Source organism: Thiohalocapsa sp. ML1, assembly GCF_001469165.1.
In the GTDB taxonomy this organism is placed as follows: Bacteria; Pseudomonadota; Gammaproteobacteria; order Chromatiales; family Chromatiaceae; genus Thiohalocapsa.
The window spans coordinates 26,400-38,911 of sequence record NZ_JABX01000051.1 but is presented as its reverse complement, the minus strand read 5'-3'; the positions used below and the strand labels follow the sequence as shown (position 1 = coordinate 38,911).

12 protein-coding genes are annotated in these 12,512 nt (G+C 64.3%); 5 read left to right on the top strand and 7 right to left on the bottom strand.

The window, feature by feature from the left end; translation table 11 throughout:
* Positions 1-162: 162 nt before the first annotated feature.
* The 6 genes from ML01_RS27875 to gatC all read right to left on the bottom strand — a co-directional run bounded on the left by ML01_RS27875 (position 163) and on the right by gatC (position 6,081).
* The gene (locus ML01_RS27875; protein ID WP_162268089.1) at positions 163-1,149 is read right to left on the bottom strand and encodes an isoaspartyl peptidase/L-asparaginase family protein; all 987 of its coding nucleotides are present in this window, start codon (positions 1,147-1,149) and stop codon (positions 163-165) included.
* A gap of 116 nt (positions 1,150-1,265) precedes the next feature.
* Positions 1,266-2,084, bottom strand: a complete 819-nt coding sequence (locus tag ML01_RS27870; RefSeq protein WP_082674575.1) for a methyltransferase — start codon at positions 2,082-2,084, stop codon at positions 1,266-1,268.
* Between the two features lie 36 nt (positions 2,085-2,120).
* Positions 2,121-4,049: a DMT family transporter gene (locus tag ML01_RS27865; protein WP_082674574.1), complete on the bottom strand. Its 1,929-nt coding sequence runs from the start codon at positions 4,047-4,049 to the stop codon at positions 2,121-2,123.
* A gap of 341 nt (positions 4,050-4,390) precedes the next feature.
* Positions 4,391-5,359, bottom strand: a complete 969-nt coding sequence (locus ML01_RS22930) for a nitrilase-related carbon-nitrogen hydrolase (protein WP_058557717.1) — start codon at positions 5,357-5,359, stop codon at positions 4,391-4,393.
* Between the two features lie 20 nt (positions 5,360-5,379).
* A complete protein-coding gene (locus ML01_RS22925) occupies positions 5,380-5,718 on the bottom strand; it encodes an amidase family protein (RefSeq protein WP_058557716.1) in 339 nt (112 codons plus the stop codon).
* 75 nt (positions 5,719-5,793) lie between these two features.
* Complete coding sequence (gene gatC, locus ML01_RS22920) at positions 5,794-6,081, bottom strand: Asp-tRNA(Asn)/Glu-tRNA(Gln) amidotransferase subunit GatC (protein WP_058557715.1); 288 nt, start codon at positions 6,079-6,081, stop codon at positions 5,794-5,796.
* A gap of 289 nt (positions 6,082-6,370) precedes the next feature.
* Between gatC and mltB the strand changes: the two genes are divergently transcribed.
* From mltB to lipB, 5 genes are all read left to right on the top strand, one after another.
* Positions 6,371-7,411, top strand: a complete 1,041-nt coding sequence (gene mltB, locus ML01_RS22915) for a lytic murein transglycosylase B (protein ID WP_058557721.1) — start codon at positions 6,371-6,373, stop codon at positions 7,409-7,411.
* On the top strand, positions 7,398-8,411 hold the full coding sequence (locus tag ML01_RS22910; RefSeq protein WP_058557714.1) for a septal ring lytic transglycosylase RlpA family protein: 1,014 nt from the start codon (positions 7,398-7,400) through the stop codon (positions 8,409-8,411). The genes mltB and ML01_RS22910 overlap by 14 nt, the downstream gene beginning before the upstream one ends.
* Positions 8,412-8,553: 142 nt before the next feature.
* Entirely contained in the window at positions 8,554-9,738 is a 1,185-nt protein-coding gene (locus ML01_RS22905) for a D-alanyl-D-alanine carboxypeptidase family protein (RefSeq protein ID WP_058557720.1), read from the top strand.
* Positions 9,739-9,826: 88 nt separating this feature from the next.
* Positions 9,827-10,096 carry a YbeD family protein gene (locus ML01_RS22900; protein ID WP_058557713.1) on the top strand — a complete coding sequence of 90 codons (270 nt, stop codon included), beginning with the start codon at positions 9,827-9,829 and terminating at the stop codon, positions 10,094-10,096.
* A 37-nt stretch (positions 10,097-10,133) separates the two neighbouring features.
* Positions 10,134-10,817, top strand: coding sequence for a lipoyl(octanoyl) transferase LipB (lipB, locus tag ML01_RS22895; RefSeq protein ID WP_058557712.1), 684 nt, complete (start codon positions 10,134-10,136; stop codon positions 10,815-10,817).
* A 46-nt stretch (positions 10,818-10,863) separates the two neighbouring features.
* On the opposite strand, the gene ML01_RS22890 is transcribed toward lipB, so the two are convergent.
* Positions 10,864-12,171 (bottom strand): DUF58 domain-containing protein, encoded by a 1,308-nt coding sequence (locus ML01_RS22890; RefSeq protein WP_058557711.1) that lies wholly within the window; start codon positions 12,169-12,171, stop codon positions 10,864-10,866.
* Between the last annotated feature and the right edge of the window lie 341 nt (positions 12,172-12,512).

The following is a 12,512-nucleotide window of genomic DNA, read 5'->3' as shown; positions in this document are numbered from 1 at the left end:
TCCGTCACAACGGAATCTTAGTGCGCCACCGGGTTTTGGTCGGAGTTACGGTCAGGGCCCAATTCCGAACCGACGATCTTGCGGCGGTAGATGCTGAGGGTAAAAGGACAACAAGCGAGACCATGAGGCCGAGCAGGCAGGCGATCTCCACGATTGCGTTCATTACGGATCACCGTCCTTGAATCCAGCGCCGAAAATGGCCACGCCCACCTCACCACGGCTTGTACGACATGCGCGAAACATTGCCTTTGTATTGAATTCGCACACCACTTCGCTATTGCTTGTTATCGCAATCACGCCTCCGCTTCCCCCGTACCGTGAAAGTTCATTATGGACCGCTTCGTGCACCGCCAAAGATAAAGAACTTCCCCGCATGATCACTCTGTCATTGATCCCTTTAGCCAAACTAAGTCGCAAAATGATTTCTCCTTGGCCCGTCGCGGATATGCCACACCCATTATTGTCAGCATACGTCCCGGCTCCGAGAACTGCCGAATCCCCGATACGACCGTCGGTTTTGTTTACCAGCCCACCTGTAGACGTTCCAGCGCATACGTCTCCCTGCTGATCTGCTGCGACCGCCCCAACGGTTCCGTACTCTGTCATGGGCAACAGAGAGTTGCCTTCCCACTCCCTGTCAATAGCCGCAGCGCCGAGCGCTCCTTGATGCTCTGCCAAACGACCAGGCGTATCGAAATAGGAATTCGCAACCTCTTCCAAATCAAATTCGCGTGCCACAGCCTCCGCGGCATCGCCCACCAGCAGAACCTCATGACCTCTCTCCATTATCCGTCGCGCCAATCTGATAGGGTTTTTTACCGTTGAAATACGGACTGCTCCCCCAGCGGCAAGGTGGCGACCCGACATAAGTGCTGCCTCTAATTCGTGGCCGCCCGTCGCGGTATAGACCGACCCGACGCCTGCGTTAAATAATTCACAGTCTTCGAGGACAGTAATAGCAGCTTCGACAGCGTCTATCGATGAAGCACCACGCTCTAGCAAACGAAATCCTGCTTCGCGAGCTGCCTCAAGAGCAGTTCTGATGTTACTCTCTACGCGCGCTGTCAATAGAGTTCGATCTAGAGAGCCCGCGCCAGCGTGTACGGCCAATCCATAGGCGCGGGTAGCCGTTACCGCATCAATTGACATTGCTGTTGCCCCCTCCGCGACTGACGCCATGTCGGGCAGCGCACTGCGCGCGCGGTTCGACAGTCATAGGTATAGCGCCATTGCCGGTTCCACAACGGTTCTGGCAAGACGCAATGCTATCTATATGCAAAGAGATACCGCACATTATGCATTACCTCCCCGTTCTCCAGCCAGCAAACACCGCTCCGCACCCATGCATCGAGTTGAGAAGGCGGGAATTGTGCGAGCCCGTTAAAACTCTCGTCCACATCAGCGACAATTCTATAGCCCGCCCAGTTTGCCGCCAAAGTGCCCTCGGTTGTGCTCCAGTCCTGCTCGCTATTGGAGCACGTCAACAATCTGCCATTAGGCGCCAAAATACGCGGTGCCCCCGCGAGCACGCTATCTAGCAAAAATCGGCCCAGCTCTCCATTATCTCTTGGTGTGATTTCAGGGGATACCTGTCCAGGGCTGGAGGGCGGATTGCAAACCACGAGATCAAAGTCTCGGCGCTTGGCGAACTCATCCAGACCATCCGACACGACACCAGCCACGCGGAGGCCGAGTCTCGCCGCATTTGACACCGCACATTCGACGGCATACTGGTTCAGATCACAGCAAGTAACAGTTGCCCCTTTCATTGCCGCGAATATCCCGATGATCCCGCTACCGCAGCCAACGTCAAGAACGTTGCATCGGTCCAAGGGTTGTTCCGATAAGATCTCAACGAATCGTCGTGCGTACCGTGTCGGCCGATATACTTTAGAAAAGTCGGCCGCGAGCTCAAGCAAGCCGCCATCGGGGAGTTCAAGAGAAAAGAAGTCGACTGTAGATGTCGTCACAACGATTACCTCCTGGCGCCGGGGAAGCAGGGCCAACAAAGAGACGAAATGGCAGTAAAATCTCTTGGAGGAAGGTTGCAGGCATGCAGTGAGCGCCAGCACGTCGACCAGCATCTATCGGTTACCCCCACGTCGCAGGCACCTCGCCCCTCACCAAAACAAATTCATCACAATGACAAAAGCGGGCCCTAAGAGCAGGAAGATAGCTGCGTACCTTCGTGCACGAAGTTGCCTGCGGAGGGGGTTCCGCGGTTCGGAAGTATGAAAAGCTTCACGTCGATGGCCTTCTGTTCTGACGATTGCGCGCCGCTCCAAGTACCTATACTCCTCGCCGTATCGTAAACTTTCGATTTGTCCCAGATAGATAGGATGCCGATATCGCTCGGTTAGAGTTTGAAAGTTCGCCAACTCGTCGATATTCACTAGCGCAGGGCGTACATTGTAGTCGTATACGCGCACGGCAATATAGGCGATCGCGCCTACGACCCCCATTGCGATAAACCCGCGTATCGGAGTATGAGCCGCTGCAGTTGAATATAGCAGAATAGATATGAGCCCCAAGAGCAGTATTATCAACACCTCTCCATAACCTGCTCTATCTGTTTTCATTGCTATCCAGTTTGAGCCACTCGCGCCAAGCTCTAATTCCGCTTCTAAAATTTGATGACGGGTGTACTCATCCGAATCTGTTATCCGCCGCCGGCAGGCAACTACTAGTTTCCGCTCAATATGACGATAGGCATCTACGCGATTATGCAGTTCGGAATGGCTTTGCGCCTGATCCAAATCAACAACTCTCGCAAAAAATTGCAGCAGCAACTGACCCAGTCCTGAATCGAGATGCGAAGGATCGATGCATTTTTGCGAAGCGCCTGCCGATGTCAGTGCGGCCTTTTTGTCTGCGATATAGATTAGCTTAGAAACCGCTTTCTGCAAACGGATGAGCGCGCGCACTTCCGAGCGCGACCTTGCCGATTGACGCATCAAAAGAAATGCAGCCAGTATCGCAAATAGCTGTATAGGAAAATTATCAGCAAGAGCGAACTCGATACCCAACAATAGGTCGGCTTGAAAGAAAAGCACAAACCCCATGTACATGAAGGCTACAGCTGCGCTGGTTTCTGGGACTAGCTGCCTGAATATTCTAGCAGTCAGCACGCTCGAAACTACTACAAATGTGACGCCGAACAAGATGGAAGGGGTTACCTGGTCGCCTAGCACCAGAACTTGCAAGGACGTGCTTGCAACAGGTATCAAGTACGCCAAGACTGCGATTATGTGGGTAGGACCGATGCTAATTGCATGGCTCCACGTGGTCTGTGCGACGACGACTGTAACTATCGCAAGCCAGAGCACGAGTCCCCACATATCGGATGTCTGGGGCAGGGACCAACCTTGAGCGGCCGCCAACAAGATAAATACTAGCGACGACGGCATCAGGCCGATAAAGAAGATAGTGGGTTGATCTATTTGAGAGCGTCGAGATTCCGTAAGATGAAATAGGCGTTTGGAAATATACATATAAACGCCAGCGCATATCGCGGCTGCGAAGCCCGCCGATACGCCAAGATAATCTGAGGAACCCAGCGCAGCATGATCTACGGACCCGAAGTCCCACACCAAGGCGACGCTGCCCAGGAAAGCCAAAAACAGAAGCGCAAAATCACTCCACGTGCGCTTGTGTGTCGCGTTTGATTGGTCATAGTGGACTAAGAGATAAAGTACGATGGGCCATAGGTAGTTTGCTATATTGGCGTAGATCCGGGTAGTACCCAGCATAGCGTAATAGAATAGAAGGTGATACGCCGTCAGAGAGACAGAAAAGAGCAAAGCCAGAAGCAGAAAAGCGGTCGTGGTCGCGCGATCTGATACAGCAAAGAACCTTAGCAATTCCGCGCGGGGCTTCCGTCTTAGACAAAATGCTAGCAGCAATCCGCAGAAGGCGACAACATGGACAAATCCGGTGAGTTTATAGAAGGGAAGTGTGTTGGCGAGGAGGCCAACGGCAGTGGCCGAAGTGCTCCATGCGACAATTGCTGTGGCCGCAGCCAAGAGCGGGTGTGAGAGCAATGAAGGCATTCGTCAGAAAAGGTCTTGTCTTGAGTGGACCGAGGGCTTTGGGCTTGTAATTCTTGATTAAGATGGAGGGAGAGTAGAGTGTAATAGCATACACCCAAGCGCCTCGCAGTAAGTATCGACCAGGGGGGCGGTCCCGCAGCGCGAGCGCAAGCTTAGTGACCAATCAAGCGTCAACGCTTCGAACTTGAGGACATTTGCGTAGGTGTTGCGTCAGTATGGTCCGCGGGCATTTCTATATGGGGATACGGTTGGTCGCATAGTGCGTCGCACTCGGCTGCTAAGAGGCGCCCTTATGGGCAAAGCGCGTGAGGCTGTTTTTTCCGACTCGTCGCCAGTGGCGCTCAGTGGAAACGGAACGACAGTCTGCGGAATGCGCGCAGTCGGTCCTGGTGCGCCGCTGCGCTGTCCCTAAAGGTCGTCTCCCGCAGCCGATCCGCGTGGAGCGCGTGCAGGTTAATCTCGGCCAGTACTATTTGTCCATTCGCATGGAAGGGCGTAGACTCCGCTAGGAGTCGCGCCTGCTCGAAGATTACGGCGTGGCCATCCCAAGCCAGGTCGGTGGTGGACTCGCCAGGGCCGGCGGCGGAGTAGAGATATGCAGCGATGCACTTGCGCGCTTGGTCGGCTATGAGCCTGTTCCGGTAGGTGACCTTGCCGATGGCGGCGCTGCTGGCGGAAAGGTTGAGTAGCACGGTGGCGCCCGCCAGAGCCGCGTAGGTGCTAGGTGGGATGGGCGTCCACAAATCCTCACACAGTTCCAAGTGCAAGGTCAGGCCCGGCATGTCGGCGGCATCCAGAAGCAGATCGTTGCCGAAGGGCGCCCGCTGCCCCAAAAGTTCGATTTCTGCGGACACTGCGGCATCGGCGCCTGCGAACTGGCGTTTTTCGTAGTACTCCCGAAAGTTTGCAAGATAGGTTTTAGGCACCACAGCCAGCACTCGACCCTCGTGCACCGCCACCGCACAGTTGAAAAGTCGCCCATCCACCGCCAACGGCAGCCCCACCGCCAGCAGCGGGCGCAAGTCACGACTTGCCTGCACCACCTCCGCCAGAGCAACTTGCGCGGCCTCCAGAAGCGCCTGCTGATGGAACAGATCATCGTTGCTGTAGGCAGTGAGGCCCAGTTCCGGGAACAGCGCCAGAACAGCGCTGGCGGCGTGCGCCTGTTGAGCGAGCGTGATCGTTTGGGCGGCGTTGAAGCGTGGATTCGCGACGCGGACCTGCGGCACGCAAACCGCGGCGCGGATCAGGCCGGGACGACAGGGGCCGCATATCTCGTGGCGGTGATCCGAATCCTCGCAATCGGCCATGTCGTATGCTCGCAAGCTGGCTAGACGTTGAGACGCTGATTGTAAGTCAACCGCGACGATTCCAGTTGCTGCATGTGCGCCGCTAAGCGCGAGCCGCAGCTTGTCCTGACCCCTTTGGTCAGGAAGATGTCCTTGTGCGCGATGGGGATGCCCGTGAGCGGCCCGCCGTCGCCGGCCGCGAGGCGCCGGTCCGCGGCCTCGGCCGCCGCGAGGGCGGCGTCGCGGCAGACGGTGACAAAGCTGTTGAGCCCGGGGTCGAGGCGCTCGATGCGCGCAAGGTAATGGTCGGTGAGCTCGCGGCTGGAGAAGCGCTGCTCGCGCAGGCCGGCGGCAAGCTCGGCGATGGAGTGATCGTGCATGGTGCTGGTGGGCGGGTTGGGGCGCGCCCTCGGCGAGCGCGGCGGCGGGTCCGAGCGGGATGGCGGCGTTGGCGGTTATTCGATGACCTTCGGCACCAGGTAAAGGCCGTTCTCGGTGGCCGGCGCGGCGGCCTGAAAGGCCTCGCGCTGGTCCGGCTCCGTCACGGCATCCGGGCGCAGCCGCTGCGCCATGTGCAGCGGGTGTGCCATGGGCTCGACGTCGCGGGTGTCCACGGCGCTCATCTGCTCCACCAAGTCCAGGATGCTCGAAAGCTCCCGGGCGTAATGGTCGAGCTCCGTGTCGGCAACGGCGAGCCGCGCGAGGTGGGCGATCTTGGCAACGTCGGCAGAATCCAGAGACATGGTCGGTATCAGTTTTGTCGGGCAGCGGCAAAGCCGCAACGCTACCACAGGGCCGGGCGGGCGGTAACGAGGCGGCGCAGGCGACCCGGCGCCGCGGGTGCGTCTGCCCGGGGCCGTGCGGCCTGCCGGCACCTGTCCCGCGGGCTTGGCGCCGGCCCCCGCACTTGGCCTGCCCCGTTTAATCCTCAAGGAAAAACTGATTCTTGAAGAATAGCTTCTGACCTATACTGCAACTGGTTTATTAAGCAATTTGCGCAAGGCTGGCCAGAGCATGCCCAAGACCGCCCCGATGCCCACCCAAGTCCGCGCCGCCGTCGCACTGCTCGGCGCCGTGGTCAGCGCCGTCGCGCTGCCTACCGCCGCCGATGCCCCGGCCGCCTATCTCGCCGGCAGCCGCGCCTTCGTCGCCAACAACGCCGCGGCGCTCGGCTACAGCCCGAATGACCTCGCCGCACTGATGGCCGACGCCCGCTATCAGCAGGGCATCATCGATGCGATGAACCGGCCCTACGAGGCCAAGCCCTGGCGCGACTACCGGCGGCTGTTCCTCACCGAAGAGCGCATCGCGGGCGGGGTCAGCTTCCTCAACGACCATGCGGATCTACTGAAAAAGGCGGAGGCCGCCTACGGCGTGCCGCCGGAGATCATCACCGCCATCATCGGCATCGAGACCAACTACGGCGGCAACCTGGGCCAGCACCGGGTGCTGGATGCGCTCTCCACGCTCGGCTTCGCGTTCCCGCGCCGGGCGGGGTTCTTCAGCAAGGAGCTCGGCGAGTTCCTGCGCCTGGTGCGCGAGGAGCAGATCGACCCGCGCACGGCGCTCGGCTCCTACGCCGGTGCCGTCGGCCTGCCGCAGTTTATCCCGTCCAGCTACCGCGCCTATGCCGTCGATTTCGACGGCGACAACCGCCGCGACCTCTGGGGCAGCAAGGCCGACGTCGTCGGCAGCGTCGGCAACTATCTGGCGCTGCACGGCTGGCACCGCGGTGCGCCCGTCGCGGCCCGGGTGTCGCTCGGCACTGGCCGGCCCGCCGGCATCCCCGTCGCCGAGAAGCGCCCGGCGCGGCCGGAAACGACCTTCTCGCGACTCGCCGCCGCCGGCGTCGAGCCCGTGCCCGGTGCCCTCGCCGAGCCGCTGCCGGCCGACACGCTCGCGGCCCTGCTGGAGCTGGACGGAGAGGACACGGAGCACTGGCTCGGCTTCAACAACTTCTATGCCATCACCCGCTACAACCACAGCAACCTGTACGCCATGGCCGTGTACCAGTTGAGCCGCGAGATCGCGGCGCGGGCCGGCGCCGAGGGAGGCGACGATGCGCCGGGCTGAGCGCGCCAGGGTGTTTCCGGCCGCCGCCCGCGGCTGGCCGCTCCTGGCCGCGCTGGCCGTCGCGCTCGTGCTCGGCGGCTGCGGCGGTGCGCCGAAACGCGGCATCGACCTCGACCAGGTCCCCGGCGCCAAGCCCAGGGTCGAGCCCAAGGCCCGCTACGGCAACATGAAATCCTACGTCGTCTTCGGCAAGACCTATTTCCCGCAGGAGACGAGCCGCGAGCACAGCGAGCGCGGCGTCGCGTCCTGGTACGGGACGCAGTTTCACGGCAAGAAGACCTCCAGCGGCGAGTGGTACGACATGCACCAGATGACGGCCGCGCACAAGACGCTGCCGCTGCCGAGCTACGTGCTGGTCACCAACCTCGAGAACGGCCGCAACCTCATCGTCAAGGTCAACGACCGCGGCCCCTTCATCGGTGAGCGCATCATCGATCTGTCTTACGCCGCGGCCAAGGCGCTCGGCATGGACAAGCAGGGGCTCGCGCAGGTGCTGGTGACGTCCATCGATCCGCGGGATCACGACGGCGAGCTGCCGAGCACGCTCAAAATCGCGGACGCCGCCCTGGCGGAGCATCGGGCGCGCGACAGCGGCGTCACGCGTGCGGCGACGGGCAGCCGCGACGCGCGGCGCGTCGCGACGGCGGCGCGTTCCGAGCCGAGCCCGACACCCCCGGCAGCGCGCCGCGTGGCAACCGCCCCGGCGCCGCGCGCGCTGCCCGCCGCGGCGCCCGCGGCCGTGCCGCCGCCGGCGCAACCCGCCGTCGCCAGCAGCGGCGGCGGCTACTACCTCCAGGTCGGCGCCTTCACCGCCCGCGCCAATGCCGAGCAGATGCGGACACGACTCAACGGTGAGCTCGACACGCCCATCAGCATCGCGGACGGCAGCGCGCTCTATCGCGTGCGCATCGGTCCGCTCGGGTCGCGCGGCGACGCCGAGCAGATCGCCGGCGAGCTTGCGGCGATCGGCGTCGGTCCGGTGCTGGTGGTGCCGCGCTGACGGCCCGGCGCCGCGACGGGGAAATCAGCTTGATTTCCGGCCGGTGAAGGGTCTCGGCGGGGTTAAAATGCGCGCCGAGCGGCAGCCCGGCAGGGTGCCGCCGCGTCATCGCCCCTTCGCCCGAACCGCAAAGACCCGCCTCATGAAGCCACCGGCCCGCGCCATCTGCACCGTCCTTCCGACCAGCGCGCTGCTGCTCACCCTGCTGCTGATGGTCATCCCGGTGGCCCTAGCCCAGGAACCGGCGCCAGCTCAGGACAACGCCATTCCGACGCCGCCGGCACTGAGCGCCCGGGGCCATCTGCTGCTCGACCACGCGAGCGGTGCCGTGCTCGCCGAGCAGGCCGCCGACGAGCGCCTGGAGCCCGCGAGCCTCACCAAGATCATGACCGCCTATGTCGTGTTTCGGGAGCTTGCGGACGGCAAGCTCAAGCTCGATGACATGGCCACGATCAGCGAGAAGGCCTGGCGTACCGGCGGCTCCAAGATGTTCATCGAGGTCGGCAAGCAGGTCAGCATCGAGGACCTGCTCAAGGGCATGATCGTGCAGTCCGGCAACGACGCCAGCGTCGCGCTCGCCGAGCACATCGCCGGCACCGAGGCGACCTTTGCCGAGATGATGAACACCCAAGCCGCGCGCCTTGGCATGACCAACTCCAACTTCGTCAACACCGCCGGCCTGCCGGACCCGGAGCACTACACCACGCCGCGGGACATCGCCAAGGTCGCGGCCGCGGTGATTCGCGAGTTTCCGGACTACTACGCCTGGTACTCGCTGCCGGACTTCACCTTCAACAACATCAAGCAGTCCAACCGCAACCGGCTGCTCCGGCTCGACCCAAGCGTGGATGGCGTCAAGACCGGCCACACCGCCGCCGCCGGCTACTGCCTGGTGTCCTCCGCGGAGCGCGATGGCCGGCGCCTGCTGGCCGTCGTCATGGGCACCGGCAGCGATCGCGAGCGCTTCTCGGACAGCCAAGCCTTGCTCAACTACGGCTTCAGCTTTTCCGAGACCCATCGGCCCTTCCCGGGCGGCGAGCCGGTGGAGGATCTGCGCATCTGGGGTGGCGACGTGACCAGCCTGCCGGTCGGCCCCGCGCGGGACCTGTACGTCACCATCCCGCGCGGCAAGTACAGCGCGCTCACGGCGGAGCTGGAGCCCGCGGAGGATATCTCGGCGCCGGTGGCCTGGGGCGACGTGATCGGCGAGATCATCTTTCGGCTCGATGGCGAGGAGATCCGCCGGGAGCCCGCTGTCGCGCTGGCCGATGTGGGTCGGGGCAACTTCCTGCGCCGCGGCTGGGATTCGGTGCTGCGGCTGTTCTGACGTCCGGCCGGGGGTCGCGCGGCGAGTGCGGCGGCCCCATCTTCGCGGCATGCCACCGTCAACGCCAACGCAATACGCGGAGCCGACCATGGCCGACAGCGACGAGACCCTGCTGCAGTTTCCGTGCAGCTTTCCGATCAAGGCAATGGGTGCGGCGGACAGCGCCATCGAGGCGGCGGTGGTGGAGATCCTGCGCCGCCACGCGCCGGACTTCGACGCCACGACGCTCACCGTTCGCGCCAGCAGCGGCGGCAAGTGGCTCGCGGTGACGGCGCACATTCGCGCCGAGAGCAAGGCGCAGCTCGATGCCATCTACCAGGAGCTGACCGACCACGAGCTGGTCGTTTACGCGCTCTGATCACTAAGCGCCGGCCTGGCGCCTCGCCGACGCCGACATGCCCGAGAATCTGCCGAACCCGGCGTTGCCCGCCGCGCGAGCCCTGCGCCTGTCGCGCCTCGGCCGCGTCGATTATCACGCCTGCTGGGAGGCCATGCGGCGCTTCACCGACACGCGCGGCGCCGACACCGACGACGCGCTCTGGCTCGCCGAGCATCCGCCCGTGTTCACGCAGGGGCAGGCGGGCAGGGCGGAGCACCTGCTCGCCCCCGGCGACATCCCGGTGGTGCAGACCGACCGCGGCGGGCAGGTCACCTACCACGGCCCGGGGCAGCCGATCGCCTACGTGCTGGTGGACCTGCGCCGGCTGCGCATCGGCGTGCGTGTGCTGGTGAGCGCGCTGGAGGGGGCGGTCATCGACCTGTTGGCCGACCTGTCCATCCAAGCGGCAGCCCGCGGCGATGCGCCGGGCGTGTATGTGGAGGGCGCGAAGATCGCCTCGCTCGGGCTGCGCGTTCGCCACGGCTGCAGCTATCACGGCGTCGCGCTGAACCTGGACCTCGACCTCGCGCCCTTTGCGCGCATCAACCCGTGCGGCCATGCGGGCCTGCCGATGACGCGGCTCGTGGAACTGGTGCCGGGCGACAGGCTCGCCGACGTCGACATCGGCGGGCGGCTCGCGGAGGCCATCGCGGCACGACTCGAGCTCAAGCTCGCGCCTGACGCGCAAGCCGATCACTAGCTCCTAGCCCCTAGCACCTAGCACCTAGCCCCTAGCCCCTAGCCCCTCACAAAACCGCAGCGCGCTTGATGCCGCCGTAGGCGTTCACCAAGGCGGCGGGCAACTGGTCCGGGCGCAGGTCCAGCACGCGGCAGCCGAGGTGCCGCAGGCGCTGATGATGGCGGCGGCGGTCCGCCAGGTAGTCGTGCACGGCATGGAAGCGCAGCGCCGCCGTGTCGGTCAGGATCGGCGCCGCGAGCGCCTCGTCGAGCGCCGCCTCGCGCAGGTCCGCCACCAGCACCAGGTGGCGTCGGCGCAGCACCTGCACGGCCCGCAGCAGCTCCGGGTGGTCCTCGTCGCGGCTGTTGGTGACGATGAGTACCAGCGCGCGGCGCGGCTGGCGCGTTAGCAGCGCCCGCGCCGCGGCGAGCGGGTCCGCCACCGCCAGCGACGGCGTCAGGTCATAGACGGCGCGGAGCAGCCGGTGCACCGTATCCGGTGCGCGCTGCGGCGGGAACCAGCGCTCGCCGCCGCCGTAGGCGAGCAGCCCCACCGCGTCGCCCTGCCGCACGGCCACGTAGGCCAGGAGCATGAGCGCATTCAGCGCGTCGTCCAAGTGCGCCCGGCCGGCGCGGTCCTGATGGCGCATGCGCCGCCCGCAGTCGAGCAGAAACACCAGGCGCTGGTCGCGCTCGTCCTCGTACTCCCGCGCCACCAGCTTGCGGATGCGCGAAGTGGCCTTCCAGTCGATCTGCCGCAGCGTATCCCCGCGGCGGTACTCGCGCAGTTGATGAAACTCCGCACCGACGCCGCGCCGGCGCTGGCGTTGCAGACCGAGTCCGGCGAGGCTGTCGCTCGCGGCGAGCAGCGTGTAATGGCTGATCTCGGCGAAGTTCGGGTAGACGCGGAACAGCGCCGCGGGCCCCGCGCGCCGGCGCCGGGTCCAGAGCCCGAGCGGCGAGTGGAGCCTGAGATCGCAACCTGCGAAGTCCCGCGGCCCGCGCGCCGGCGCGCGCAGCTCATAGCTCACGGCCACCGCACCCCGAGCACCAATACGCACCGTCGCCGGCAGCCCGCGCACGTCGGCGTCGGCAGGATGCAGGTCGTGCAGGTCGAGCCGCAGCGCGCCGGGCGAGGCGTTGGTCAGCACCAGCCGCACCGGCGACCAGACGCCCTGCGGCACGATGGCGGCAACGTCGCGGCGCACGCCGGGCGTCCGCAGCCGCAGCAGCAGCCACAGGTCGGCGCCGGCGAGCGCTGCCAGCAGCACGCCGAGCGCCTGCCACGCGGGCAGCAGCCCAGGCGCGAAGGCCCCGGCCAGCGCCAGCGCCGTCCAGCCCCCGAGCGCGATGACGAGAGGCCGCGCCGGTCTCATGCGCGCGGCTGGCCCTTGGTCGACGATGCGCCAGCTTCGCCAACGGCGCTTGGCACGCGGCCCCGCCGATCACCGCCGGGCTTGATCGTGCGCGCCAAGTGCCTGTCGGGCAGTCGGCTCTGCATTGAGGGCGGCACCGGGAAATCGGCATCGCGGTGGAGCGGACGCAACGGGCTCATCGGCTCAGGCTCACAGGACGGCGCCCCATTGTAGACGCGACGGAGCCGCCCGGCTCCGGTAAAGGCCGACCGGCTCGGTTCGAGTCGGTTGCGATTTCGCTCGTCGACGGGATTGTCAGGAGAGGGAGATTAAGGAGCGCGCCGCGCGCGACTTTCATGGTA